This is a genomic window from Micromonospora sp. NBC_01699, from assembly GCF_036250065.1.
In the GTDB taxonomy this organism is placed as follows: domain Bacteria; phylum Actinomycetota; class Actinomycetes; order Mycobacteriales; family Micromonosporaceae; genus Micromonospora_G.
This window is the reverse complement of the sequence record NZ_CP109199.1, coordinates 3,228,921-3,255,328: the sequence shown is the minus strand read 5'-3', so window position 1 is coordinate 3,255,328 and position 26,408 is coordinate 3,228,921. Positions and strand designations below refer to the sequence as shown.

The following is a 26,408-nucleotide window of genomic DNA, read 5'->3' as shown; positions in this document are numbered from 1 at the left end:
GAGAATTCGAGTGACCGCGACGGTAGGCCATAACACGCAGGCGGCGGCGCGTGCCGATGAGGTCTGGAAGGTGTACGGCAGCGGTGAGGCGCAGGTCATCGCCCTACGCGGAGTCACCGCCGAATTCGAACAAGCCCGCTACACCGCCATCATGGGACCCAGCGGCTCCGGCAAATCCACCCTCATGCACTGCCTCGCCGGACTCGACTCCGTCACCCGCGGCACCATCCACATCGGCAACACCACCGTCACCGGACTCAACGACAACGGACTCACCAAACTCCGCCGCGACAAAGTCGGCTTCATCTTCCAACAATTCAACCTCCTCCCCACCCTCACCGCCGAAGAAAACATCCTCCTCCCCCTGCGCATCGCCGGCCGCAAACCCAACCCCGACTGGTACAACACCATCATCAAAACCGTCGGACTCACCGACCGACTCCACCACCGACCCAACCAACTCTCCGGCGGCCAACAACAACGCGTCGCCTGCGCCCGCGCCCTCGTCGCCAAACCCGACGTCATCTTCGCCGACGAACCCACCGGCAACCTCGACAGCAAAGCCGGCGCAGAAGTCCTCACCTTCCTCCGCGACAGCGTCCGCAACCACCACCAAACCATCATCATGGTCACCCACGACCCCGTCGCCGCCAGCTACGCCGACCGCGTCATCTTCCTCGCCGACGGCAGCATCGTCTCCGAACTCATCGAGCCCACCCCCGAAACCGTGCTGGACACGATGAAGAAGCTCGACGGGCTCGCCGAGGCGGGGCTCTGATGCTGCGCGCAACCCTGAAGAGCCTGCTCGCCCGCAAGGTCAGGCTGGTCCTGTCCGGGCTGGCGGTGGTACTGGGCGTCATGTTCGTCGCCGGCTCGTTCGTCCTCACCGACACCCTCGGGCGTTCCTTCGACTCGGTGTTCAGCGACGCGTACGCCGCCACGGACGTGAACGTCGCGGCGAAGCCGAAGATCGCGGTGAACGAGTTCGAGGGCGAACAGCTCGCCAACCCGCTGCCCGCGACCACGCTGGACGCGGTGCGCCAGGTGCCCGGCGTCGCCGAGGCGACCGGTGTGGTCGCCACCGACGGCGCCCGGCTGATCGGCAGTAACGGCAAGGTCGTCACCTCGTTCGGTCCGCCGCAGTTGGGCGAGAACTGGACCGGGGAGAACGAGCTGCTGAAACTGCGCGAGGGCCGGGCACCGACGGCCGAGAACGAGATAGTGGTCAACGTCGGACTGGCCAAGGCGGCCAAGGTCAAGGTCGGCGACCGGGTCGGCGTACTGGTCGACCTGGCGCCGAAGCAGGAGTTCACCCTGGTCGGTGTCTTCGGTTTCAGCGGTGACCGGGACAGCCTCGGCGGGCTCAACGAGGTGGCGTTCACGACCCCGGTCGCCCAGCGGCTCATGCTCGGCGCGCCGAACGTGTTCACCAACATCAGCATCCGCGCGCAGGACGGGGTCGACCAAGCCGTGCTGCGCGATCGGGTCGCGGCGGCGGTCGGCGACGGGTACGAGGTGAAGACCGGCAAGCAGCTGTCCGCCGACTCGTCGGCCGGGCTGAAGGAGGGGCTGGCCTTCTTCAACCAGATCCTGCTCGGCTTCGCCGGGGTGGCGTTGCTGGTCGGCACCTTCCTGATCCTCAACACCTTCTCGATCATCGTGGCGCAGCGCACCCGTGAACTGGCCCTGATGCGGGCGATCGGCGCCAGCGGCAAGCAGGTGATCCGCTCGGTGCTGGTCGAGGCGCTGGCGATCGGGCTGGTCGCCTCGGTCCTCGGCCTGGGCGCCGGCATCGGGGTCGGCGCGCTGCTCGCGTACGCGTTCGGGCAGTTCGGTGGCGGCGGCCTGGAACTGGCCGGCGTGGGTGTGCCACCGATCGCCGTGATCAGCTCTTTCGCGGTCGGGATCCTGATCACGGTGGTGGCCGCGCTGATCCCGGCGGTACGCGCCTCCCGGATCCCGCCGATCGCGGCGATGCAGGACGTCGCGACGCCGGACCGCCCACTGACCAAGCTCACGGTCGCCGGAGCGGTGGTCTCGGTGCTCGGCGCCGGGCTGCTGACCCTGGGCCTGACCGGCGCGGCCGGCGACGCGATCCTCGGCACCATCCTCGGCGGCGTGCTGCTCGCGTTCATCGGGGTGGCCCTGCTGACCCCGGTGATCAGCCGGCCCGTGGTGGCCCTGCTCGGCCGGATCTTCTCCTGGTCGGTTCCGGGCAAGCTCGGCCGGCTCAACTCCGGCCGCAACCCGCGCCGTACGGCGATCACGGCCGCGGCTCTGATGATCGGCATCGCACTGGTCACCGGCGTGACGATCATCCTGGACTCGGCCAAGTCGAGCATCTCCGGCCTGGCCGAGGACACCATCAGCGCCGACCTGGTCATCTCCGGTGCGCAGTCCGGACCCCGGCCGCCGACGTTCGATGAGGCGGTCCTGGACCGGGCCGCGGCGCTGCCCGGAGTCAAGGCCGTCGCCGGTTTCTGGGGCGACATGGCCCTGGTCAACGGCCAGCGCGAGTACGTCAACGCGACCAGCGACGTGCCGGCGATGCGCGACATCTACCGGGTGAAGGCGACCGCCGGCAGCGTCGACTCACTCACCACCGACCAGGTGCTGGTCGACGCCGACACCGCCCGCAAACTCAACCTCACGGTCGGCTCCACCGTGCCGGTGCAGCTGTCCCGGGGCGAGCCGCACACCTACACGGTCAGCGGCGTCTACGCACCCTCGGAGCTGTACGGCGGTTTCCTGCTGCCGCGCGAGGCGACGAAGGACTTCGCGATCCCCCGACCGTCGCAGGGCTACCTGCAACTGGACTCGGGCGCCACGGTCGCGCAGGTGCTGCCGAAGGTCGAGTCCCTGCTCGCGGACAGTCCGGAGGTGTCGGTGGCCGACCGGGCGTCGTTCATCAAGCAGCAGACCGGGCAGTTCGACACCCTGCTGCGGATGATCCAGATCCTGCTGGCACTGGCGATCCTGATCGCCGTACTCGGGATCGTGAACACGCTGGCGCTGTCGGTGCTGGAGCGAACCCGCGAGCTGGGGCTGCTCCGGGCGATCGGGCTGAACCGGGCCGGGACCATGTGGATGGTGACCGTGGAGGCCGTGGTGATCTCGGTCTTCGGGGCGCTGCTCGGCATGGCGGTCGGCACCGGTCTGGGTGCGGCGGTGGTCCGGGCGCTACGCGACGACGGCATCACCGATCTGGTGCTGCCGTGGGCACAGCTCGGCGTACTGATCGCACTGGCCGCGGTGGTCGGCGTGGTCGCGGCGGTGCTGCCGGCGATCCGGGCCGCCCGGATCAACGTGCTGGGCGCGATCGCGCACGAATAGGCGCTCCGGGGGGACGGAGGGGGTGGGGGCGGCGTCCGCGCGACGCCGCCCCCACCGCGCGTCTCAGGCCGCTGGTCGCGGCAGGTCGAGCCGGGCCACCAGGCGGGCCAGCAGGTCCAGGTCCGCACCGGTCAGGCTCTCCAACAGGTGTACGCCGTCCGCCCGGTCGAGCGCCACCTCACTCGGCACGGCGAGTACGGCGGCACCGGCGGCGACCGCACTGGCGACCCCGGCCGGCGAGTCCTCGATCGCCACACACCGCTCGATCGGCACACCGAGCAGCCGCGCGGCGGTCAGGTACGGCTCCGGATCCGGTTTTGTCGCCAGTACCTCGTCACCGCAGACCACCACGTCGAAGCGGTCCCGGCCCAGCGTTTCGAGGGCGATCTCGACCAGTTGCCGGGCGGTGGAGGTGACCAGGGCGGTCGGTATCCCGGCGGCCCGGACCAGTTCGAGCAGCCCGACGGCGCCCGGCCGCCAGGGCAGGCCGGCGAGGAAGAGTTCGGCCATCCGCTTCTCCAGCCAGGCCGCCCCGTACCCGGGGTCCCGGTCCTGACCGAGGTCGGTGTTCAGGATCGCCATCGAGCTGGCCATGCTGGAGCCGATCATCGCCGTCCGGGCGGGCTCGGAGAGCCGACCGCCGTAGTGCTCGGCGAGTTCGTGCAGGGCTACGTCCCACAGCTTCTCGCTGTCGACGAGCGTGCCGTCCATGTCGAAGAGCACGGCGGCGGGATGCTGGCCAGTCAGGGGATCCTCCCGGGTACGAGCGCTGATGCCCAGATCATGCCAAGAGCCGAACGGGGCTCGCGCACTACCGGACGCGGTTGTGGCGGATGCCTCAACAGCAGGTTGATCTCTGCGAACCACTCTGAGGTTGGTCGATGAGCGCTCGCCGGGTCATCGGAAGGTCGCGGCAGGCGCAGGTAGACGTACTTGATCAGCCGGTCGATTATCCGATTTATAGTCGTTGGTCATATCTCGATAGTCAGATAGCTGACCGCAACGAGGACACGCCGCCACCACGGGCTGCCGTAATGTGCCAAGGCAGCCCTTCTGAGCCAGACCCCTCGGAGGTTTCTCGTGCCCATCATTTCCGTGATGAATTACAAGGGCGGCGTAGGGAAAACAACACTGACCGCGAACCTCGGTGCGGAAATTGCCAACACCGGTCGACGGGTACTACTCCTCGATCTCGACCCGCAGGCGAACCTGACGTTCTCTTTCTACACCGTCGAGGAATGGCAGGACGAGCTACGGGAGACCCGGACAATCAAACGCTGGTACGACGGCGAACAACCCGGTCGGGACGTCGCTCTCGCCGATCTCGTTGTCACACCACCCAGGGTCAACGCCGTACTGGGCAACGGTGGCCAGTTGGACCTCATCCCATCACACCTCGGCTTGATCAACATCGACCTGGAACTCGCCGCACAGCTCGGCGGCACCACGCTCGCCGGCTCGAAACGCAAGTTCCTCCAGGTGCACGGCTGTCTGGCCGAAGCGCTCGGTGCTCCTAAATTCGCCGACTACGACCTGGTCCTGATTGACTGTGCACCCAACTTCGGACTGGTCACCAAAACCGCGATAGTGGCCAGCGACTACGTCCTGATCCCGGCCCGCGCCGACTATCTCTCCACACTGGGCATCGGATACATGGTCGGCAGCTGCGACCACCTTCGCGATGAATACAACGCGTATCTCGGGCACGATTCCGGCACCCACAGCATGCCGGCCACAATTGATCCGCAAATTCTCGGTGTGGTGTTCACCATGATCCAAACCTATGCCGGCCAGCCGATCGCGATCCAACACAACGCGATCGAGCAGGTGCGAGCCAACGCCGACGCCCCCGTGCTGAACGGGATGATCCGTAACAGCCCACGCATTTTCGGCGAGGCAGGCGCAACAGGTGTCCCGTCCATCCTGCGCGTGCCGAAGGATGACGAGGTCGCCATGGAATTCCGTGTATTGGTAGACGAGTTCATGGGAGTACTGGGTAGATGAGCAACGCCACCCTGCTCGCCCGGGTGACCGAACGGTGGGCGGAATTCCTGGCCCAGCAGAGCGACGAGCAGCTTGTCGCATTTGCTCGCGGCGACCTGTGCCTGACCTTCACCCACGTTTCCGCGGATCAGGTCAGCGCCGGACGTCACGCCGCGACAGGCACCCCAATCCACCTACCCGCGCCAACGGCACAACCGACCGCGACCGCGCCCGAGCCCACTACGCCTCCGGCCAAGCGGCCGCGTCGCGCCGGGCCGGCGGCACCACGGAAACCGGCGCCCGAGGCGGCAGGGATCGCGGCGAGACTACGGGAGCTGGAGAGCGAAACCGAGGGTGATACCTATCTCGCTGGCTTCAAGCCCAGCGGTGACTTGCTCCGGGACATCGGAGCCGAGCTGGGGCTCAAACTCGGCAAGCTCAATAAGACCGAACTAACCCGGCGAATACTGGACCAGGCGATCGGTGCTCGGCGGAAGTTCGCCGGCCTCCGTAACTGGTGAGCCAGCAACCGTACGAGATGCTCCGATAGCCTGTCCGCCCCGGTCTCCCAACGACCCTGCCCGCGCCGGAGCATCCGATGCCTGTAGCACTGCCCACCGCGCGCACCCGCCGCAACGCCTATCTGTTGGAGGGTCGCCGGGTCCGACTCGCCGACATCCTTGCCGGCGGGCTGATCGAGCCGGGCACCACGCTGCGATTCGACCGGCCGCGAGTGGGCGACGTACATCGCGCCACAATTACCGAGAACGGATGGGTCCGTCTGGAGGACGGCCAGGAGTTTCGGTCGCCGTCTCGGGCAGCGGCAGTCGCCGCCGGCATCCGAGCGGTCGACGGTTGGTTTGCCTGGCGGGTGGATTCCTCCCAGCGTGCCCTGGACTCCTACCGTCAGGAACTACTCGAACAGGCCGCGACCGAGCCGACCACCCGGGACGGGGACAACGCGGAGGCGATCCTCGCCACCCGGATCCACGACCAGCTACGGAAGTGGCGCACCCGCGCGGACGCCCGGAACCCGGAACGTATCAGGGTCAGGGAATTACTTTCGCTCTGGGGAGCGCGAGATCGGGGCGACCACATCTCCCGGATCGAGGCTGATCTGGCAAACCACGGTCTGGCGACATTTCCCAGCTTCCGCAGCGTAACCCTCGACGCGGCGGTGGACGTCGTCAGCGACGCTCTGGAAGAGAACGAGCCGGCTTCCATGATTGTCTCTCCCGCCCCGGATGAGCCAGACGAAGCCGATGTGGGATTCACCGTCGGTAACCTACCGTCGGCGCTCGACGGCGTGGTGGCGGTACCGCCAACCGCAAGTTTCGATGTGGCGATCACGGCAATGCTGCTCAACGACTTCTCGCAGCTGGCCGTGATGGTCGGTGCGCACTCCCTGCGCGGCGCCGTGACCTGGCAGTCGATCGCGCAGGCCCAACACCGGGATCCCACTGCCGGCTTCAGCGGGGCCATCGTGCCAGCTCACGAGGTGCGGTACGACCAGGAGCTGACCGAGATCCTGCCAACGCTGGAGCGATCCGACTTTGTCTTCGTTCGGGACGCGAAGAACGCGATCTCGGGCATTGTCACCACCGCTGACGTGGCCCACGAGTACGGTCGCCTCTCGACCCCGTTCCTACGCATCGGCGAACTCGACCGGATGCTCCGCCGAGTGCTCGCCCGTACATTCGAGCTGGCCGAGGTCGTGGCTCTCTGCGACCCGCAGGGACGACGTACGATCGTTTCGTTCGACGATCTTTCGATGGGCGACTACGAACGAGTGCTGGAGAACCCGGACAGTTGGGCGAAGCTGTGCTGGCCGCTGGACCGGGTCACCTTCATCAAGCGGCTACAGGAAATCCGAAAAATCCGCAACGACGTCATGCACTTCAACCCGGATCCCCTACCGCCGGACACGGTGGAAAAACTCGGCAACATTCTCAGATTACTTCGCCGCTATCAAGAATGACCTCCTCAGGAGGGCAAACCCCGTTCGGGTCAGGTGAGGTCGCAGGCGGTGTAGGAGCGGTCGTAGCCGCGGAAGAAGGAGTCGATCCGCTGTTCGGGGGTGCCGTGTGAGCCTTCGGCGAACCAGGGCTGGTCGGGGTCGTCGCCGACGGCCACCAGGCCGGCTCGGAACTCGTCCAGGTCGCCGTCCTTCAGGTCGAGCTGCCGGTCCTGAACCGAGTCACCGATGTACGCCCCGGCCATGCAGTCGGCCTGCAACTCGGACTGGATGGTGAACTGGTGCTCGATGCCGAGTCGCGCCTGGATCGCGTGGGCGTACTCGTGGCCGAGCAGGAAGAAGATGAACGCGTCGCCGATCTGCCGGAACACGGTGACCGCCCAGTTGACGTCGTACGCGATGAAGTCGCCGGCCGGGCAGTAGGCGGCATTGTTGCGCGGGATTTCCTGCCGACCGCAGGCGATCTCGCCGGTACGGGAGTACGCGAGCACCCGGCCGACCGCCTCGAAACGCTGCCCGGACTCGGTGAACCGCTGCTCCCAGTACAACTCGGCGAGACGGACCGCGCCGGTGATGTCCCGCTCGAACTCCTCGACCGTGCCCGAGCCGTCGACCGGTTCACCCGACGACGGCGCCGGAGCGGGCGCCGGGGCCTGCTCCCCCGGTGTTCGGGGACCGACGGCGCAGGCGAGCGTGACCACCAGCGCGGCGACCAGGCCGAGCACGGCGACGCCCCGGCTGGTTCGGTATCCGGTTACTGCGCCCATGGTGGCCTCCTCGACTGATCGCGGCCACCGGAGGCGGGGTGGTGGGACGGATCCGGGCCCGTTGTTCCGGCGGCAGGTCCATAATTCCCGCCCGGTGGAATCCGTACCAAATTCCACAGTGGCGTACGGCTCGGTCACCTGGCGGCGGCGCCGATCGGGGTCGGCGGGGTCACCGGGGTCGGTGCCGAGCCGTCGACGGCCGGGTGGGCCGCGCGCCGGACGGTCGGTACCAGCAGCGCCGCCGCGACGGCGAGTATCGAGAGCCCGGCCAGCAGGGCGAACCCGTGGGCGTAACCGGACTCGCGAGGCAGTCCGCTCGCCTGGAGGTGGCCGGTGACGATGCTGCTCATCATGGCGGCGCCGATCGCGCCGCCGATGGTGCGGATGTTGGCGTTCATCCCGACCGCGGCACCGGTGTGGTGGGCCGGCACGCTCTTCACGATCAGGTTCGTCATCGCCGAGTACGCCAGTCCGATACCGAGGCCGAAGACGGCGGCGGCGGCACCGAGCTGCCAGCGTTCGTCATGTGCCACGACGAGTGCGGCGCAGGCCACCACGCCGAACGCCGACCCGGTGACGAGCTGTGCCTTGGCGCTGAAGACCGCTTCGAGCCGTCCGCTGAGCAGGCCGGCGACGAACATGGTGACCAGCATCGGCAGCATCAGCAGGCCGGCTTCGGTGACGCTGGCACCGAAGCCGTAACCGGCCGCCGTCGGGGTCTGGGTGAACTGCGGCAGGAAGCCGTAGAGGGCGAACATCGCCCCGCCGAACAGGAGCGCGACCAGGTTGGTGGCCCAGACCGCCGGCAGCCGCATCATCCGCATGTCGATCAGTGGGTTGGCCGACCGAATCTCGGTGGCGGCCCAGGCGGCGAAGACCACGACCGCGAGCACCAGCAGCCCGATCACCCGGGTCGACTGCCAGCCCCACTTCGGTGCCTCGCTGACCGCCAGGAGCAGGGCGACGAGCCAGCCGGACATCCACGTCGCGGAGAGCAGGTTGATCCGGCCCCGGTTGCGTACCGGGGACTCGGGGACCAGGAGGTAGGCGGCCAGTGCGGTCAGCGAGACGATCATCAGCGGGATCCAGAACAGCCACCGGTAACCGAGCAGGCCGACGATCGGTCCGGCGAGTACGACACCGAGGCCGCCGCCGACGGCGATGATGGCCGACATCGCACCGATCGCGGAGGACATCCGTGCGGCCGGGAACTCGTCCCGGATGATGCCGAACGAGAGCGGGAAGACCGCGCCGCCGACGCCCTGGATCAGCCGGGCGATGATCAGCACCCCGATGGTCGGGGCGATCGCGGCGAGCAGGCAGCCGACGGCGAGCCCGACCAGGGTCAGGACGAGGATGCGTTCCTTGCCGACCATGTCGCCGACCCGGCCGAGGATCGGCGTGAAGATCGCCGCCGAGAGCAGGTACGCGGTCAGCACCCAGGTGACCGTGCTCTGTGAGGTGTGCAGGTCGTGCTGGATGGTGGAGAGCACCGGGCTGATCAGCGACTGCATCATCGCGAAGAAGCCGGCCCCGGCCGCGAGCACGGCAAAGGTCAACTGCCGAGGGGTACGTCTGGTGGTCGATGCCACGAGAACTTCCTTACGAGGTAGCTGGATGAGATGTTGCCGATGGCCCGACCGGCGCTCCTGGTCGTCCGGTGGGCGGATCGAGCGAACGTGCTACGCCACCACCGGCGTTCCGCCGGGGAGGTAGAGTATCTGGAGGGCACCCTCCACTAATACCGGAGGAGTGCCTCCGAAAACATTACCGGAGGGGTGCCTCCGGTCGCAACCGCAGAAGGGAGACCCGGCTGTGACGAGCGCCGCACCGGTACCCGACACCCTCTCCCGGCGTCCGAAACGGGCCGACGCGCTGCGCAACTACGAAAACCTGATCTCCGCCGCCCGGGACGCGTTCGCCGAACACGGGTCGTCGGCGTCGCTGGAGGACATCGCTCGGCGGGCACAGGTCGGCATCGGCACCCTCTACCGACACTTCCCCACCCGGCAGGACCTCTTCGAGGCCGTCTACGTGGACGAGGTCGAGGCACTGTCCCGCTCCGCCAACGACCTGGCCGACGCACCACCCTGGGACGCCCTGGTCGGCTGGCTGCACCGGGTGGTCGGATACATCGCCACGAAGCGGGCACTGGCCGAGGAGTTGCTGCACGACTCCGAGGTCTTCCAGCGGTGCCGTACCGAGGTCTACGACGCGGGTCGGCCGCTGCTCGTACGCGCCCAGGGCGCCGGGGTGGTGCGCACCGACACCAACATCGACGACGTGATGCGTCTGGTCAGCGGGATCACGATGATCAAGGTGAACGAACCGGGCCAGCTCGAACGGGTGCTCGACATGGCCCTCGACGGGCTGCGCCCACAGCCGCCGAGAGGCTGACTCACTCCCCCGGCAGGTGCATCACGCTGTTGTACTCGGCAAGCATCAGCCGTCCGGTCTCGGCGGTCCAGCGGGTGACCGAGGCGTTTGCCACCATCCCGACCCGGACGACCGTTTCCAGCTCTGCCAGCGACAGCCCCTCGACCAGGTGACGCAGCATCAGCACCACGGAGTCGTGCGCCACCAGCAACACCCGCAGGCCGGCGTGCTGCCGGCGTACGTCGTCAAGCAGCGACCCGAGACGAGCCGCGACGTCCAGTAGCGACTCGCCGCCCGGCGGACGGTAGTGGAACCCGTCGGAGGCGGCCCGGCGGGCCGCCTCGGCCGGGAACCGGGCGGCGATCGCCGCGCTGGTCAGCAGTTCCAGGTCGCCCATCACCCGGTCCCGCAGCCGGTCGTCGGTCCGCGCCGCCGGTAGCTCCGGGCCGCCCCCGGCCCGCGCCGCGTCCGTCGCCAACTGCCAGGTCAGACAGGCCCGACGGTACGGCGAACAGAGCACCACCTGCGGCCGACGATCCGCCGCAACGGCACCGAACCGGTGACCGAGGGCGACTGCCTGCGCCTGCCCGAGCGGCGAGAGAGCGATGTCGGCGTCCCGGCCGGTGACCCCGCTCTCCACGCTGCCCACCGCCTCGGCCAGGGCAAACGCCGCGTTCGCGGTGCTCTGCCCGTGCCGGACCACGGTCAACTCCGCCAGCTCGACAGGCGGGGACGGATGACTCATGGTTATCGCCTCCCGTTTCCTCCGTCAACGGTTGCGACGGCGGCGGGACATCGCCCAGAGCAGCCCACCGAGCGTCGCGGCGAACAGCGGCAGCAGGCAGACGATCGACAGCAACAGCACATGCCACGGCCTGATTGCACCCATTCGCCATACCCTACGGTGAGCATCTCGGGGTCATGCATACGCCGCCTACAGGACGCCGTCGAGCTGGGCGCGCAGGCCCCCGACGTCGCCGACCACCCGGTCGGCTGTCGGACCTGTCCGGCATCGTCGCCGCCCGGTCAGGCGTCTCGGCGGCGGATGCTCCAGTAGCCGGCGGCGACGGCGAGGACCGTCCAGCCGAGCAGCACCAGCAGTCCCTGGTTCTGGGTGAGTTCGCCGGGCCCGACGGTCGCCTCCATTGCCCGCATGCCAGCCTGGTCCGGCAGGAAACGCGCGGCCGACCTGGTCGCGGGGATCAGCCAGAGCGCGGGCGAGACGACGAAGAAGAACGGGATGAGGATGCCCAGCGTGAGCGCGGTACCCCGCAGCACGGCGGCCACGGCGGCGGCGAAGACGCCGAGCAGGGTCACGTACGCGAGCCCACCGAGCACCGCCTGGACGGCACCGGGATCGGACAGTTCGACCCCGTACGGACCGAGCGCGACCTGTGTCACCAGGAACGCCCCGAGCGTGGTGACACCGCCGACGACCACGCAGACCAGCCCGGTCACCCCGAGTTTGCACAGGTAGAACAGGCCACGTCGGGGCACCGCCGCCAGCGAGGCCCGGATGGTGCCGCTGGTGTACTCGGAGCTGACCACGAGCACGGCGAACACGGTGAAGGCCAGATTGCCGTAGATCAGGCCACCGAAGCCTGCGTCGATCGGGTGGAAATCGGGCCGGAGCGCGTCACTGCTGCGGTCGAAGGCGGCCCGGATCGAGAAGCCACTGGCCAACGCGAGCCCGACGCTGACCACGACACCGACCGACAGCGAGATCATCGTTGCCAGGGTGGACCTTGCCTTGATCCATTCCGATGCGAGCACCGGGCGTACCACCGTGCCGTTCATCGGTTCACCTCCACTTCCTGGTGGCCTCGATACTCGACCGCCGGCGCGGTCAGTTGCATGAACGCCTCCTCCAGCGAGGCCGAGCACGGGGTCAGCTCGGTGACGCTGAGGTGTTCGGCATGGACGATCGCGGCGATCTCCTCCGTTCGGGCGTCGATCGCGTGCAGCGCGCCGTCCGAACCGTCCTCGACGCCGACCCCGCCGGCCACGAGGGCCTGCCGCAGCCGCTCCCGTTCCGGCGAACGCACCCGCACGTACGAGCCGGCATGCCGGGCGACGAAGTCGGCCGTGCTCAGGTCGGCGAGCAGCCGACCCTGCCCGATGATGACCAGATGCTCGGCGGTGACCGCCATCTCGTTCATCAGATGGCTGGAGAGGAAAACCGTCCGCCCCTCCCGGGCCAGCCGGGTGAGCAGGTCACGCATCCACTTGACCCCCTCCGGGTCCAGCCCGTTGACCGGCTCGTCCAGGATCAGGACGGGCGGGTCGCCGAGCAGGGCGGCGGCCAGCCCGAGGCGCTGGCTCATGCCGAGCGAGAAGCCGCGTACCCGTTTGCGGGCCACGCTCTCCAGCCCGACCATCCCGATCACCTCCCGGACCCGCCGCCGGCCGATCCGGTTGCTGGCGGCCAGGCCGAGCAGGTGGTCGTACGCGGACCGGCCCGGGTGGGCGGACTTCGCGTCCAGCAGCGCGCCCACCTGCCGCAACGGCTCGACCAACCGGCCGTACGGCCTGCCGTCGATCAACGCGCTGCCCGAGGTCGGCCGGTCCAACTCCAGCAGCAGCCGCATGGTGGTCGACTTGCCCGCGCCGTTGGGGCCGAGAAATCCGGTGATACGACCGGGACGCACGGTGAACGACAGCCCGTCCACCGCCACCCGCCGGCCGTAATGCTTGGTCAACTGTGCTACCTCGATCACCGCACCAACCTCCCAGCCGAGGGCCGAGCGGCGCGTCAGACCGAGGTTTGATCCTGCTTCCCGACGCGTCGGACCGGAGTCTGACCCGTCCCGCCGCCGCTCGGGTGCCGGCCGCCGCCCAGCGGGACCAAACCGCTCTCGTACGCGACGATGACCAACTGGGCCCGGTCCCGTGCGCCGAGCTTGGCCAGCAGCCGGGTCAGGTGGGTCTTCACCGTGGCCATGCCGATCTGCTCGTGCCCGGCGATCTCGGTGTTGGACAGCCCGGCGCCCACCAGGGCCAGGATCTCCCGCTCCCGATTGGTCAACCCGTCCAGCCGGGTTCCGTCGGTCCTGGCTGGCTGCGCCCGACCGAACTCGGCGACCAGTCGCCGGGTCACCGTCGGGGCGAACAGCGCGTGCCCGCTCGCCACCACGTGCACCGCGTTGAGCAGGTCGGCCGGTGGGGTGTCCTTGAGCAGGAAGCCGCTCGCCCCGGCCCGCAGCGCGCCGAAGACGTACGGGTCCAGGTCGAACATGGTCAGAATCAGCACCCGTACGCTCGCGGTCGCCGGGTCGGCGCAGATCCGGCGGGTCGCCTCGATGCCGTCCAGGTCGGGCATCCGGATGTCCATCAGCATCACGTCGGGGCGTTCCCGGGCGGCGAGCCGCACCGCGAGCGCGCCGGTCGCCGCCTCGCCCACGACCACGCAGCGCGGATCGGATTCGAGCAGGAGCCGGAAGCCGCCGCGCAGCAACGCCTGGTCGTCGGCGATCGCGACCCGGATCCGGTCGGTCACGAGGTGCTCCCGGCCGGTCGCCGCTCGCCCCGCGAAAGGCTGCCGGACTCCGGGTACGGCAGTCGGGCGCGAAGGTGGAAACCGCCCTGCTCACGTGGCCCGGCGGTCAGCTCACCACCGTGCATCGCCACCCGCTCCCGCATCCCGACCAGGCCGTGCCCGCTGGCGGCGACCGGGGTACGCCCGCTCGCCGGCCCGTCGTCCAGCACCTCGATGATCACCTCGTCGTCGGCGCACCGGACGGTGACCTGGCAGCGGGTCAGCCCGGCGTGCTTGATCACGTTCGTCAGCGCCTCCTGAAGGATGCGGTACGCCGAGACCGCCGTCCCCTCCGGCAGCCGGTCCGTACCGGTAACGTCGGACCGCAGGTCGAGGCCGGCTGCCGCCGCGCGTGCCACCAGCAGGTTCAGATCCCCCACGGCCGGCGTCAACTCCGGCTCGACACCGGTCTCCGGGGCGCCGGCCTCGTTCCCCTCGCTGCCGTTCCGGTCTGCGCTGCTCGGGTCGGCGCGGTGCGTCGAAGCGGTGTCGTTCGGGTCGGCGCCCTCGGCCGGGTCGGTGCGCAGCACGTACAGCACCTGGCGCATGTCGGTGAGCGCCGAGCGGCCCACCTTCTCGATCAGCTCAAGGGCGTCGGCCGCCGCGCCCGGCCGGGAGTCCGCGACGTGCCGGGCCACCGCCGCCCGTACGGTGATGATCCCGAGGTTGTGCGAGACGATGTCGTGCACCTCCCGCGCGATGCGCAGCCGCTCGTCGGCGACCGCCCGTGCGGTCCGTTCCGCGTTGCTCCGATCCTGGTACACCCGGCGTTCCCGGACCGCCACCCCGGCCGTCCAGGCCGCCCCGACCAGCGCCAATCCGGGCAGCAGCACACCGAACGCCTCGGCATCGGCCGGGGTCGGGCCGGCGGAGACACTGAGCAGCAGCAGGACCAGGGTGATGCCGCTCAGCATCCGCCACCGGATCCGGCGCAGTGGCCGGCCGGCGAGCGCGGCCGTGTAGCCGGTCAGCGCGGCGGCCAGGAACGGCTCGTACAGCACCCCGGACGCCAGGGCCAGCACCGAGGCCGGCGCGACGACCAGGAACACCGGGACCGGCCAGAGTCGGCGTACCGCCACCGGCAGGGCCATGAGCAGCACGACCAGGCACATCGTGAGCCCGGTCGGGCCGATCGCGGGGCTCTGCGACGAGACGCCGGTCGCCGGGGCGAACGCATACCACAGGCCGAGGAACAGCGCGAGCAGCCCGTCGAGCGCGATCAGCTCGCGACGGCTGAGCGGGCGGGTAGGAAGCGACGAGGCGGTCACCGCACACCCTTCTCCGGCCACGAATTTCTCCGCAGCCTATCCGGCCGGCTGTTCGTGCTGGTCGGCTCGCTGCCTGGTACGCGGACTCGTCAGCCCGTCGTCCAGGGCCGGAGTTTCTCGGGGTTCCGTACGCCCCAGATGTGCCTGATCCGGTCGCCCGCGATGTCGAACGCGAACACCGCCACGGTGACATCATCCTGCTGAGCCACCAGACCGGGCTGACCGTTGACCGTACGCTCCAGGATCGTCAGGTCGGGTGCCCTGCCGGCGAGATCGGCGAAGTAGGTCGCGATCCGCCGCCCGCCCTCGATCGGGCGCAGTTCGGCGCTGACCAGGCCGCCGCCGTCCCCGGTCGCCGTGGCGGCGGGATCGAGCAGGCCGACGAGGGCGTCGATGTCGCCGGCTTCCCATGCCTGCTTGAAGTCCCTGACGATGCCGGCCCGCTGGGCTGTCGGGGTCACGGGAGCAGGCGGGACGCGGATGCGACGGCGGGCCGACGAGGCGAGCTGACGACAGGCCGCCGGCGTACGGCCGACGATCTCGGCCACTTCGGCGAAGGAGTAGCGGAAGACATCGTGCAGGATGAAGGCGACGCGCTCGGCCGGGGTCGTCAGTTCGAGCACGACGAGGAAGGCCATGTTGACCGACTCGTCGAGGGTGATCCGGTCGGCCGGGTCGACACCGCTGCCGCCCGACCGGCCGTCGAGCCATTCCGTACGATCCGGCACCGGTTCCGGAATCCATTCGCCCACGTAGCGCTCCCGCCTGGCCCGTGCCGAGCCGAGCAGGTCAAGGCAGATCCGACTGGCGACCGTCGTCAGCCAGGCGCCGGGCGATCCGATCGCCTCCCGCTGGTGCGCGGACATGGCATACCAGCGGGCGTACGTCTCCTGCACGACATCCTCGGCATCCGCCAGTGACCCGAGGAGCCGGTACGCAAGATTGATCAGCTGACGCCGCTCGCTCACGATCGCGCGCAGGCCCGGATCGAGCCGGTTGTCCCCCGGGCCGGATTGGCTGCTCATGGTGTCGCCGACTCCCTCGGTCACAGCTTGCCCTCGCCAGTCCGACGAAACACCACATCGGAATGTGAGGTCAGAAGTATCCCCTCACATTCCGAGGCGCTGCGTCGTCGTACTGCTGAGAGAAACACACCATCCGGCAGAAGATGTGCCGACCGAACCGAGGGGCAGGCAGCACCAGATGAAACTCGCGATCTTCGCCGCGACCGGGGGCATCGGCCGGCAACTGCTCGATCAGGCCATCGCCGCGGGTCACGACGTCACGGCAGTCGTACGGAATCCGAAGAAGCTGTCATCCAGCGACGTGCGCGTCGTCACCGCGGACCTGGCCACGGCGGACCCGGTGGCGCTGAGGTCCGCGGTCGACGGTGCCGACGCGGTCCTGTCCGGTCTCGGTCCCCGATCACCGTCCGAGTTCGGAATCGTCCATCCGGGTACGCGAGCGATCGTCCAGGCGATGAAGGCAACCGGCGTACGCCGAATCGTGGTGGTCAGCGCCTCTCCGTTGGGCACCGTGCCATCCCCCGGCCGCCCCGATCCGCGCAAACACGACCCGGGCGACGGGTTCTTCATGCGGCATCTGCTCAGCCCGTTGACAAAAGCGGTGTTGCGCAGGCACTACGCGGACCTTGCGCGGATGGAGGATCTGCTTCGCGACAGTGGCCTGGACTGGACCATCTCACGACCGCCGTACCTGTCCGACAAGCCCTTGACCGGCGTCTACCGAACGGCGTACGGGCAGAACCTGCGGCGCGGGCTCTCCATCTCGCGCGCCGACGTCGCCCATCACATGCTCCGCGTCCTCGACCAGCCCGAAACGATCAATCAGGCCATCGGCATCGCGTATTGAGAAAGAGTGATCGACCATGACGAATTCTATGAGCAACCTTCGGGCCGTCGCCGACCGCTTCGAGATCGAGGCGCTGCGCGGTGAGTTCACCGACGCCGGGATGATGCGCGACCACGACCGCATCGCGTCGCTGTTCACGCCGGACGGTGTGTGGCGGATTCCCGAAATCGATGTCGAGTTTGTCGGCCGGGAGGAAATCCGCGCGGGAATCGAGCGGCTGCAAAAGCTCTGGGAGTACTTCGTGCAGAACACCCACCCGGGCACGATCCAGTTGGAGGGCGATACCGCGCTCGGCCGTGCGTACGTGTCGGAGTTCGGGCGGTTCCGCGACGGCAGCTCACACCTGAACTACTCCATCTACCACGACCGCTACCGACGCACCCCGGACGGCTGGAAGTTCACGGAGCGCGTCTACGAAATCAAATACTCCGACACCACGGCTCTGGCGGGCTCGGCGCCCCAGCCAGCGGCGCTGGGTCAGCGGGCGGCCAATGTCGCGGTGGCTGCCGTGGAGCGGACCATAACGGCATGCAGGAGCGGGAGCGGGTCGTGAGCCGGCAGGACGAGCCCCCTGAAACCCCGGCGACGCTCTGGTTGGCGACGCCCAGACGGTTGACGGGCATTCGGTGAGCGCCGGTGTCCGCAGTGCAGGCCGGGCAAGCAGGCTCACCCAAGCCGATCAGAAACCACGGACACAGCCAGCAGAGCCAGCGAGTACCGCATCACGGGCTTATCTCGCCATCGGTCATCGCCCGAAGAACAAGCCCGAGACAGGCAAGCAAGACGAGAAGCGTGACGATGAGAGCCATAACAATAAGAACCAATGCCACAAAACCACCAGAATGCACCAGAATCGAGCGCCGCAGGCTGCGCCGGTAGGGACGGGCAGCGTCAAAATCGAACCCGAGCACGCTGGCAGGCTACGCCCGTAGGGAGGAGGCTTTCAGCGGCGGCACGGAGTGAGTGAGTTCCCCCGCTTTGACGGAGCGGTGGGCACCTGCTGCCGGCCATGGACGACGCGTTCGGCACTGGTCCTGACGTCTGTGTCGTGTCCCTCGATCGTTTCCTCGGTGTACCGTCCGAGGTGGCGGCCCGCTGGGGTAGGGCCCGGCGTAACGCCGCCGCCCCAGCCTTATCTGGGAAGGCCCACCGCTATGCCTCGCCGGCCCGTGCCGTCCGACCCGTCCATCGGGGAGCGCATCCGTACCCGCCGTGAACTGCGTGGTTGGAGCATCCGCCACGCGGCCAGTCGAGCGGGCATCTCGCACACGTCATGGTCGCGCATCGAGCGCGGGCAGCAGCGCACCGATCGGTACATGGTCGTTGACCTGGCCGCCGCCCTTGAATGCTCCGTAGTCGAGCTGACCGGCCAGCCGTACACGCCGGCGGATCGGCAACTGGAGTCCGCCCGCATCGACGCCGAGCGGGTCTGGCGAACGATGATGAGCCACCCGCTCACCGAGTCGGCCTCGCGGCCCCCGGCGACCGCCGGTGCGCTCATGCGGGAATCCGCGCTCGTGCGGGATCTCTACGGCCGGTGCGACTACGCCGGGGCGTTGCACCGCCTCGTCACCCTGATCCCCGCGTTGCACGCTCGCAACAATCAGCGGGAGACGCTGAAGGCGATGGTCCCCGTGTACGGGGTGGCAATGGGCTGCCTACTGAACGTCGGTTTCCCGGCGCAGGCGTGGCTTGCCGTCGACCACTGCGAAGAAGCCGCGCGGCGGCTGGAGGACCCGGTGGCGGTCGCGGTCGCCGCCGCGAACCGTGCCCGGGTTCTGGCGTACTCGGGGGCGTACGGGCCGGCCCGCTCCACCGCAGAACGGGCGAGCGAGGACCTGGAACACCATCTCGACGCCCCGGCCGCCCTGGACCTGCTCGGCTTCCTGCACCTGGCACGGGCGCACCACGCGACGGGCGCCCGCGACGCCGCTGTGGCGGAAAGCCACCTGGTGGAGGCGTCCCGGATCGCCCAGCGGACCGGCGAGACGACGAGCTGGGACATGGCATGGGGCCCTCGCAACGTGGCGTTGTGGCAGATGGCCAACCAGCTCGACACGGGACGGTCGGGCGAGGCGATGGAGACCGCAGCGCGGGTGCGCGTCGACGGGCTGCCCGCGCAGCGTCAGGTGTATTTCTACATGGACATGGCGCGGGGTCACGTCGACCTGGGCCGCGACCGGGACGCGGTGCGTTGGCTCCTTACGGCCGAGCGGATCGGCCCCCAACACGCCCGATCGTCGGCGTCCACCCGGGAGAGCGCGAGGGCGCTGCTACGTCGGGGCGTAGGGGGAACCGAGCTACGGGGGCTGTGCGAACGGATGGGCGTCGCTGTCTGAGGTAGTGGTGCGTAAGCGTTCCACTCACACCGGTTGCGAATAGTAGCGTCCTGATCACGGACGCGGTAACTCCTGATCAGCAACGGTGCAGCACACCGACGCGTCCACCAGCGGGAGTCCGGACCCCACTGCCTCATGCCGGGGCCGGTGCTCCACCTGATCCGGAGGTGAGCAGCAGTGGCGATCAACAGCACCCGACGGAAGTGGTTCGCGCCGGCCGCCGATCCCGGCCCGGTCGAGCAGGTGGCCCCGGCCCCGGCGCCCGTACCGCAGCCGGTCGCGAACCGGCCCGACCGGGACCTGGTGACCCTGACGGTGTCCGCGACCGTCGGTGGCCCGCGCCGGTCCACCACCGGTGCCCGGCCGGTCCGGGGCAACGGGCGGTGGCCGGCGTGAGCGAGAGCGAGACGGAGGGCACCGTACGCCGGGCGCTACGGATCGCGGCGGAGCACCGCGAGAGCCCGTGCCCGAAGTGCGAGGATGACGGGTCCTGCCCGGATCTCGACCCGGTCAAGGGGCTACTCGCCCCGGGTGACCGGTCGGCGCTGACGAAGGTCACGGTCAACCTGACCCAAGCGCGGGTCGACGCCCTGGAGTCGGCGTGCGGGCGGACCAGGGACACGAAGACGGACACGATCAACCGGCCGCTCGTCGCGCACGAGCTGGTACTCGGGCTGATGGAGTCCGGCGGCGGGTCGGCACCGACCTCATTGGGAGGCCGGTCGGAGACAGGCCGTCATCGATCCACCGTCATTTGGCGTTGAAGTAGTTGGCGTCGGGGTGGTGGACGATGATGGCGTCGGTGGCCTGCTCCGGTTCGAGTTGGAACTCCTCGGAGAGGCGTACGCCGATGCGCTCGGCGCTTAGCAGGTCGACGATCTTCGCCCGGTCTTCGAGGTCGGGGCAGGCGGTGTAGCCGAGCGCGTACCGGCAGCCTCGGTAGTCGTTGTGCAGCAGGCCGGCGAGGTCGGTCGGGTCGTCGGTGCCGACCGTACGGCCGTCGGGCAGGAGCAGCTCGTTGCGGACCCGGCGGTGCCAGTATTCGGCCAGTGCCTCGGTGAGCTGTACGGAGAGGCCGTGCACCTCAAGGTAGTCGCGGTACTCGTTGCGGGCGAACATCTTCGCGGTGTACTCACTGACCGGCTGGCCGACGGTGACCAGTTGCAGGGCCACCACGTCCAACTGCTCACCGCGCGGCTTGAAGAAATCGGCCAGGCAGAGGCGGCGTTCCTGCCGCTGGCGGGGGAAGGTGAAGCGGGCCCGTTCGGTGTGCCCGTTCTCGTCCAGCACCACCAGGTCGTTGCCCTCGGAGTACGCCGGGAAGTAGCCGTAGACCACCGCCGCTTCGAGCACCTTGTCGGCGATCAGCCGGTCCAGCCAGTAACGCAGCCGGGGCCGTCCCTCGGTTTCGACCAGTTCCTCGTACGACGGGCCGTTGCCACCTCGCGCACCGCGTAGCCCCCACTGGCCGACGAACGTCGCCCGCTCGTCCAGCAGGGCCGAGTAGTCGGCCAGCGGCACACCCTTGATCACACGGGTGCCGAAGAACGGCGGTGCGGGCACCTCGATATCGGTAGCGACGTCGGAGCGGACCGAGGAGTCGTTGATGTCCGGCAGGGCGTCGGTGACCATCGTCCGTTGCCGCTCCCGGCGGGCTCGCCGGGCCGCCAGGGCCGCTTCCCGCTCCGGGTCGACCACGGCGGCACCACCGCGCTTGGCGACCATCACCCGGTCCATCAGGGACAGTCCCTCGAACGCGTCGCGGGCGTAGTGCACCTGGCCGGCGTACGTCGAACGGAGGTCGTCCTCGACGTAGGCCCGGGTGAGCGCGGCCCCGCCGAGCAGCACCGGCCAGCGTTCGGCGACCCCGCGCGACGCCATCTCCTGGAGGTTCTCCTTCATGATGACGGTGCTCTTGACCAGCAGGCCGGACATGCCGATCGCATCGGCCCGGTGCTGCTCGGCGGCGTCGAGAATCGCGGTGATCGGCTGCTTGATGCCGATGTTGACGACCTCGTAGCCGTTGTTGGACAGGATGATGTCGACCAGGTTCTTGCCGATGTCGTGCACGTCGCCCTTGACTGTGGCCAGCACGATTTTACCCTTGCCGCCGTCGTCGGCCTTCTCCATGTGCGGTTCCAGGTAGGCGACCGCGGTCTTCATCACCTCGGCCGATTGGAGCACGAACGGCAACTGCATCTGGCCGGAGCCGAACAGCTCGCCGACCACCTTCATCCCGTCGAGCAGGGTGTCGTTGATGATCGCCAGTGCCGGCCGAGACGTCAGCGCGTCGTCCAGGTCGGCTTCCAGGCCCTTGCGTTCGCCGTCGATGATCCGGCGCTTGAGTCGTTCGTCCAGCGGCAGCCCGGCCAGTTCCTCCGCTCGGGTGGCACGGGCCGAGGCGGCGTCGACGCCCTCGAAAACCTGGATGAACCGCTGCACCGGGTCGTACGCCGGTTGGTCGTCGGTGGCCGGGCGGCGCCGGTCGTAGACCAGGTCGAGGGCCGCCTCGCGCTGCTCGTCCGGGATCTTCGACATCGGAAGGATCTTGCTGGCATGCACGATCGCGCTGGTCAGACCGGCCTGCACGCACTCGTGCAGAAAAACGGAGTTGAGCACCTGGCGGGCGGCCGGGTTGAGTCCGAAGGAGACGTTCGACAGCCCGAGGGTGAAGTTGACGCCGGGGTAACGCTTCGCGATCTCCCGGATCGCGTTGATCGTCTCGATGCCGTCGCGTCGGGTTTCCTCCTGGCCGGTGGCGATCGGGAAGGTCAGCGTGTCGACCATGATGTCGCCCAGCGACAGCCCCCACCGGCCGGTGAGGTCGTCGATCAGGCGGGCGGCGACCCGGACCTTCCATTCCGCCGTACGGGCCTGGCCCTCCTCGTCGATGGTCAACGCGACCACGGCGGCGCCGTGCTCCTTGATGATCGGCATCACCCGGGCGTAGCGGGAATCGGGGCCGTCGCCGTCCTCGAAGTTGACCGAGTTGACCACGCACCGGCCGCCGAGCATCTCCAACCCGGCCTCGATCACCTGCGGCTCGGTCGAGTCGAGCATGATCGGCAGGGTGGACGCGGTGGCGAACCGGCTGGCCAGTTGCCGCATGTCCTCGGCGCCGTCCCGGCCTACATAGTCGACGCAGAGGTCGAGCAGGTGCGAGCCGTCGCGGGCCTGGCTGCGGGCGATCTCCACGCAGGCCTGCCAGTCGCCGGCGAGCATCGCCTCCCGGAACGCCTTGGAGCCGTTGGCGTTGGTCCGCTCCCCCACCATCAGCACGCTGGCGTCCTGGGCGAACGGCACGTGGTGGTAGATCGACGCCACACCGGCCTCGGTGGTCGGCTGGCGCGGGACCGGGGTGGCCCCGGTCAGCCGCTCGGCGACCGCCCGGATGTGCTCGGGGGTGGTGCCGCAGCAGCCGCCGACCAGGGATACGCCGTACTCGTTGACGAACCGGTCCAGCGCGTCGGCCAGCTCCTGCGGCGTCAGCGGGTAGTAGGCACCGTCGGCGGTGAGCTGCGGCAGGCCGGCGTTCGGCATCACCGACAGCGGCACCCGGGCATGCTGGGACAGGTAGCGAAGGTGCTCGCTCATCTCGGCCGGACCGGTGGCGCAGTTGAGCCCGATCAGGTCGATGCCGAGCGGTTCGAGGGCGGTCAGCGCAGCGCCGATCTCGCTGCCGAGCAGCATGGTCCCGGTGGTCTCGACGGTGACATGACAGATCAACGGAACCGTACGGCCGGCCTGCGCCATCGCCCGCCGGGCACCGACCACAGCGGACTTGACCTGGAGCAGGTCCTGACAGGTCTCGATGATCAACGCGTCCACACCGCCGGTGAGCAGGCCGGCGGCGTTCTCCAGGTACGCCTGACGCAGTGTGTCGTAGCGACTGTGGCCGAGGGTGGGCAGTTTGGTGCCGGGGCCGATCGAGCCGAGCACGAACCTCGGCCGGTCCGGGGTTGACCAGTGGTCGGCGGACTGTCGCGCGATCCGGGCACCGGCCTCGGCCAGCTCGACGATCCGGTGCTGGATGTCGTACTCGCCGAGGTTGCCGAGGTTGGTGCCGAAGGTGTTCGTCTCGACGCAGTCGGCACCGGCCTCGAAGTACGCGTCGTGCACCGACCGGACCACCTCGGGCCGGGTGACGTTCAGAACCTCGTTGCAGCCCTCGTAGCCCTCGAAGTCGTCCAGGCTGAGGTCGGCCGCCTGGAGCATGGTCCCCATCGCACCGTCACCGACGAGAATGCGGGCGGCCAGGGCGTCAAGCAGCGAGTTCGGCACCCATCCAGGCTAGTGCGGATCGTGGTGACCGACGGTTGCACAACACACACTCCGCCATTATGTGATCTGCGTCGCCATGGTCCGGTCCGTACCCGATCATCCGACCTGCGGCGATCCGGATCGCCGTACCGGTCGGTTCGACCGCTCGGGCAGGGGGTGTGGCCGGCGTGGTCGCCCGCGAGCGTGGGGTGTCGGCGCGGCCGGCGGGCCCCATCCCGAGCAGAGACGTAGGCTGACGGACGTGAGGGACATCAGGGACAGCGCCACCGGGCACGGCGCGGGGACGGCCGGGCTCAGGATCAACCGGTTCAGCGTTATCCGGCTCGACATCGCCCCGCGCGGTGACGGTGACGGCGAGGTGCTCGCGTGACCGAGTTCGACGGCCTGCCCACGTTGCGCTCGCCGGTGGCCATCGCCGCCTTCGAGGGCTGGAACGACGCCGCCGACGCCTCGACCGCCGCGGTGGAGCACCTGGAGCAGGTCTGGCAGGCCCGACAGATCGCCGAGTTGGATCCGGAGGACTTCTACGACTTCCAGGTGAGCCGGCCGACGATCACGATGGCCGAGGGCGAGACCCGCCGGGTCGAGTGGCCGACCACCCGGTTCATGCTGGCCAGCCCTGAGGGGACCGATCGCGATGTGGTGCTGATCCGGGGGATCGAGCCGAGCATGCGTTGGCGGACCTTCTGCGAGCAGATCCTGGAGCTGTGCCACAGCCTGGAGATCAACCGGATAGTCCTGCTCGGGGCGCTGCTGGCCGACGTGCCGTACACCCGGCCGTTGCCGATCAGCGGGAGCGCGTCGGACAAGGACGCCGCCGAGCGCTACCAGCTCACCCCGACCCGGTACGACGGGCCGACCGGGATCGTCGGTGTGCTCCAGGACGCCTGCACCCGCGCCGAGGTGGACGCGGTGTCGTTCTGGGTGCACGTGCCGCACTATGCGAACAACCCGCCCTGCCCGAAGGCGACCCTGGCGCTGCTGCACCGGGTCGAGGAGGTGCTCGACCTGCCGGTGCCCATGGCCGACCTGGCCGAGGAGGCCGCCGAGTGGGAGCAGCGGGTACGTTCCGCCGCCGAGCAGGACGCCGAACTCGGCGAGTACGTCCGGGAGTTGGAGGAGCGGGTCGGTGACGCCGGCATCCAGCCGTTGACGGGTGACGAGATCGCCCAGGAGTTCGAGAAGTACCTTCGTCGTCGGGGTGGCTCCGCCGGCCCGACCGCAGGCTCCTGGTAAGACTGTAAGGCTCGGCCGAACGGTCGGTAGCGGACCCAAAAAGGCGTATGTCAGATAGCTGACAGATGCATGCCTCCTGCCCATTCAGATGATGACATGTCTGAATGATCACCCCTACCCCTCTTATGGGGCTCGTGACCGGTTTCTGGAGCTTCAAGACTTTCGCGGCAGCGGTCGAACTCGGCCTGTTCACCCGGATCGCCGGTGGACGGGAGCTGACGGTGCAGACCGTGGGCGCCGAGTTCGGCCTCGCCGAACGCCCGGCCGACCTGCTGCTGTCCGCCTGCGCCTCGCTGGGCCTGCTGGAGAAGACCGACGGCGGCTACCGCAACAGCGCGCTGGCCGAGGAATTCCTGGTCGTCGGTAAGCCGTACTACTTCGGCGGCCAGGTGCGCTACTGCGACGAGCGTACCTACCTGCCCTGGCACCGGATCGGCGAGGCGCTGCGGACAGACAAGCCGCTCACCTGGGATCCGCAGGCCAAGGACTCGATTTTCGACGCCGACGACCCGGAGATGCTCGCCCTGTTCTGGGAGGCGATGTACTCCACCTCGATCTTCACCGCTCGCGCCCTGGCCGGCGCGTACGACTTCGGCCGCCACCGGCGACTGCTCGACGTCGGCGGCGGGGCGGGTGCCTTCTCGATCGAACTCTGCCGGCAGCACCCCGGCCTGCGGGCCACCATCCTCGACCTGCCGCACGTCTGCACCCAGGCCGACGCGAAGATCAACACCGCCGGTCTGACCGGTACGGTCGACACCACCAGCGGAGACTTCCTCGCCGACCCGACGCTGCCCGAGGGCTACGACGCGGTTCTGTTGAGCATGATCCTGCACGACTGGGACGAGCCGACCAACGAGCTGATCCTGGCCAAGTGCTTCGCCGCGCTCTCCCCCGGCGGCACGATCATCATCTCCGAACTGCTGCTGGACGATGACCGGGCCGGGCCGCCGGAGGCCGCGCTGATGGGGATGAACATGCTGGTGGAGACCGAGGGCGGGAAGAACTACTCCGGCGCCGAGTACCGCGAGTGGCTGGGCCGGGCCGGCTTCACCGACATCCGTACGGTCGTCTTCGAGGCGCCGGGCGCAAACGGTGCGGTGCTCGCCCGCAAGCCGTGAGCACGCTCCGGCGGCCGTACGGGTGATCCGGCGCCGGTGAACGTGTAGCTCCCTCACGGAAGGTCCGGCCTGCGGCGTGTCGCTGTGGGCCGGACCACCCTACGTACGGCATCCTAGGAACCTAGTTGTCCAGGTGGTGGCGGCGGGGCGATCCAGTCCGGTAGAAGCGGTGCGGGGCAACGCCGTTCGGCAGGGGTCGGCAAGGTTCGACAGAGGTCGGCAAGGCGGCAGCGGTCGCCGGAGATTCGAAGGCCGCCAGAGGTCGGCAGACGCCGGCGGGTCGGCAAGGCCGGCAGGAGTCGGCAAGGCCGGCGGAGGTTCG

Annotated in this window: 25 protein-coding genes; 14 read left to right on the top strand and 11 right to left on the bottom strand. The window is 69.0% G+C overall.

Annotation, left to right across the window (positions count from 1 at the left end):
• The first annotated feature begins 10 nt into the window (after window positions 1–10).
• Both OG792_RS14525 and OG792_RS14520 read left to right on the top strand, forming a co-directional pair.
• Window positions 11–778 (top strand): ABC transporter ATP-binding protein, encoded by a 768-nt coding sequence (locus tag OG792_RS14525; RefSeq protein WP_329110094.1) that lies wholly within the window; start codon window positions 11–13, stop codon window positions 776–778.
• Window positions 778–3,333, top strand: coding sequence for an ABC transporter permease (locus tag OG792_RS14520; RefSeq protein ID WP_329110092.1), 2,556 nt, complete (start codon window positions 778–780; stop codon window positions 3,331–3,333). Before OG792_RS14525 ends, OG792_RS14520 begins: the two co-directional genes overlap by 1 nt.
• Before the next feature lie 63 nt (window positions 3,334–3,396).
• Here OG792_RS14520 and OG792_RS14515 read toward each other — a convergent pair whose 3' ends face one another.
• Entirely contained in the window at window positions 3,397–4,056 is a 660-nt protein-coding gene (locus tag OG792_RS14515; RefSeq protein ID WP_329110090.1) for an HAD family hydrolase, read from the bottom strand.
• A 357-nt stretch (window positions 4,057–4,413) separates the two neighbouring features.
• Between OG792_RS14515 and OG792_RS14510 the strand changes: the two genes are divergently transcribed.
• The 3 genes from OG792_RS14510 to OG792_RS14500 all read left to right on the top strand — a co-directional run bounded on the left by OG792_RS14510 (window position 4,414) and on the right by OG792_RS14500 (window position 7,294).
• On the top strand, window positions 4,414–5,337 hold the full coding sequence (locus tag OG792_RS14510; RefSeq protein ID WP_329110088.1) for a ParA family protein: 924 nt from the start codon (window positions 4,414–4,416) through the stop codon (window positions 5,335–5,337).
• Window positions 5,334–5,837: a hypothetical protein gene (locus OG792_RS14505; RefSeq protein WP_329110086.1), complete on the top strand. Its 504-nt coding sequence runs from the start codon at window positions 5,334–5,336 to the stop codon at window positions 5,835–5,837. The genes OG792_RS14510 and OG792_RS14505 overlap by 4 nt, the downstream gene beginning before the upstream one ends.
• Before the next feature lie 77 nt (window positions 5,838–5,914).
• Window positions 5,915–7,294, top strand: coding sequence for a hypothetical protein (locus OG792_RS14500; RefSeq protein ID WP_329110084.1), 1,380 nt, complete (start codon window positions 5,915–5,917; stop codon window positions 7,292–7,294).
• Window positions 7,295–7,323: 29 nt separating this feature from the next.
• Here OG792_RS14500 and OG792_RS14495 read toward each other — a convergent pair whose 3' ends face one another.
• Window positions 7,324–8,058 carry a neutral zinc metallopeptidase gene (locus OG792_RS14495; RefSeq protein WP_329110082.1) on the bottom strand — a complete coding sequence of 245 codons (735 nt, stop codon included), beginning with the start codon at window positions 8,056–8,058 and terminating at the stop codon, window positions 7,324–7,326.
• A 134-nt stretch (window positions 8,059–8,192) separates the two neighbouring features.
• Window positions 8,193–9,650: an MFS transporter gene (locus tag OG792_RS14490; protein WP_329110080.1), complete on the bottom strand. Its 1,458-nt coding sequence runs from the start codon at window positions 9,648–9,650 to the stop codon at window positions 8,193–8,195.
• A 223-nt stretch (window positions 9,651–9,873) separates the two neighbouring features.
• Here OG792_RS14490 and OG792_RS14485 point away from each other — a divergent pair, with 223 nt between their 5' ends.
• Window positions 9,874–10,455 carry a TetR/AcrR family transcriptional regulator gene (locus OG792_RS14485; protein ID WP_329110078.1) on the top strand — a complete coding sequence of 194 codons (582 nt, stop codon included), beginning with the start codon at window positions 9,874–9,876 and terminating at the stop codon, window positions 10,453–10,455.
• A 1-nt stretch (window position 10,456) separates the two neighbouring features.
• Here OG792_RS14485 and OG792_RS14480 read toward each other — a convergent pair whose 3' ends face one another.
• From OG792_RS14480 to sigJ, 6 genes are all read right to left on the bottom strand, one after another.
• On the bottom strand, window positions 10,457–11,179 hold the full coding sequence (locus tag OG792_RS14480; RefSeq protein ID WP_329110076.1) for a histidine phosphatase family protein: 723 nt from the start codon (window positions 11,177–11,179) through the stop codon (window positions 10,457–10,459).
• A gap of 281 nt (window positions 11,180–11,460) precedes the next feature.
• Entirely contained in the window at window positions 11,461–12,231 is a 771-nt protein-coding gene (locus OG792_RS14475) for an ABC transporter permease subunit (protein ID WP_329110075.1), read from the bottom strand.
• Complete coding sequence (locus OG792_RS14470) at window positions 12,228–13,151, bottom strand: ATP-binding cassette domain-containing protein (protein ID WP_329110074.1); 924 nt, start codon at window positions 13,149–13,151, stop codon at window positions 12,228–12,230. The genes OG792_RS14475 and OG792_RS14470 overlap by 4 nt, the downstream gene beginning before the upstream one ends.
• A 35-nt stretch (window positions 13,152–13,186) precedes the next feature.
• Window positions 13,187–13,930 carry a response regulator transcription factor gene (locus OG792_RS14465; RefSeq protein ID WP_329110072.1) on the bottom strand — a complete coding sequence of 248 codons (744 nt, stop codon included), beginning with the start codon at window positions 13,928–13,930 and terminating at the stop codon, window positions 13,187–13,189.
• Window positions 13,927–15,237 (bottom strand): sensor histidine kinase, encoded by a 1,311-nt coding sequence (locus OG792_RS14460; protein WP_329110071.1) that lies wholly within the window; start codon window positions 15,235–15,237, stop codon window positions 13,927–13,929. Before OG792_RS14460 ends, OG792_RS14465 begins: the two co-directional genes overlap by 4 nt.
• An 89-nt stretch (window positions 15,238–15,326) precedes the next feature.
• Entirely contained in the window at window positions 15,327–16,262 is a 936-nt protein-coding gene (gene sigJ / locus OG792_RS14455; protein WP_329110070.1) for an RNA polymerase sigma factor SigJ, read from the bottom strand.
• A gap of 178 nt (window positions 16,263–16,440) precedes the next feature.
• Here sigJ and OG792_RS14450 point away from each other — a divergent pair, with 178 nt between their 5' ends.
• Both OG792_RS14450 and OG792_RS14445 read left to right on the top strand, forming a co-directional pair.
• On the top strand, window positions 16,441–17,109 hold the full coding sequence (locus OG792_RS14450) for an NAD(P)-dependent oxidoreductase (protein WP_329110069.1): 669 nt from the start codon (window positions 16,441–16,443) through the stop codon (window positions 17,107–17,109).
• A 28-nt stretch (window positions 17,110–17,137) separates the two neighbouring features.
• Complete coding sequence (locus tag OG792_RS14445) at window positions 17,138–17,662, top strand: nuclear transport factor 2 family protein (protein WP_329110068.1); 525 nt, start codon at window positions 17,138–17,140, stop codon at window positions 17,660–17,662.
• Between the two features lie 169 nt (window positions 17,663–17,831).
• Here the strand turns inward: OG792_RS14445 and OG792_RS14440 are convergent, their stop codons facing one another.
• Window positions 17,832–18,020: a hypothetical protein gene (locus OG792_RS14440; protein WP_329110066.1), complete on the bottom strand. Its 189-nt coding sequence runs from the start codon at window positions 18,018–18,020 to the stop codon at window positions 17,832–17,834.
• Window positions 18,021–18,296: 276 nt separating this feature from the next.
• On the opposite strand from OG792_RS14440, the gene OG792_RS14435 reads away from it, so the two are divergent.
• From OG792_RS14435 to OG792_RS14425, 3 genes are all read left to right on the top strand, one after another.
• Complete coding sequence (locus tag OG792_RS14435; RefSeq protein WP_329111262.1) at window positions 18,297–19,448, top strand: helix-turn-helix domain-containing protein; 1,152 nt, start codon at window positions 18,297–18,299, stop codon at window positions 19,446–19,448.
• A 177-nt stretch (window positions 19,449–19,625) separates the two neighbouring features.
• On the top strand, window positions 19,626–19,844 hold the full coding sequence (locus tag OG792_RS14430; protein WP_329110064.1) for a hypothetical protein: 219 nt from the start codon (window positions 19,626–19,628) through the stop codon (window positions 19,842–19,844).
• Window positions 19,841–20,212, top strand: a complete 372-nt coding sequence (locus OG792_RS14425) for a hypothetical protein (RefSeq protein WP_329110062.1) — start codon at window positions 19,841–19,843, stop codon at window positions 20,210–20,212. Before OG792_RS14430 ends, OG792_RS14425 begins: the two co-directional genes overlap by 4 nt.
• Here the strand turns inward: OG792_RS14425 and metH are convergent.
• Window positions 20,199–23,717, bottom strand: coding sequence for a methionine synthase (gene metH / locus OG792_RS14420; protein WP_442932471.1), 3,519 nt, complete (start codon window positions 23,715–23,717; stop codon window positions 20,199–20,201). The two genes, OG792_RS14425 and metH, sit on opposite strands and share 14 nt — an antisense overlap.
• 253 nt (window positions 23,718–23,970) lie before the next feature.
• Between metH and OG792_RS14415 the strand changes: the two genes are divergently transcribed.
• The 3 genes from OG792_RS14415 to OG792_RS14405 all read left to right on the top strand — a co-directional run bounded on the left by OG792_RS14415 (window position 23,971) and on the right by OG792_RS14405 (window position 26,086).
• A complete protein-coding gene (locus tag OG792_RS14415) occupies window positions 23,971–24,099 on the top strand; it encodes a hypothetical protein (RefSeq protein WP_329110059.1) in 129 nt (42 codons plus the stop codon).
• A complete protein-coding gene (locus tag OG792_RS14410; protein ID WP_326558626.1) occupies window positions 24,096–24,965 on the top strand; it encodes a PAC2 family protein in 870 nt (289 codons plus the stop codon). The genes OG792_RS14415 and OG792_RS14410 overlap by 4 nt, the downstream gene beginning before the upstream one ends.
• A 104-nt stretch (window positions 24,966–25,069) precedes the next feature.
• Entirely contained in the window at window positions 25,070–26,086 is a 1,017-nt protein-coding gene (locus OG792_RS14405) for a methyltransferase (RefSeq protein ID WP_329110056.1), read from the top strand.
• The last annotated feature ends 322 nt before the right edge of the window (window positions 26,087–26,408 follow it).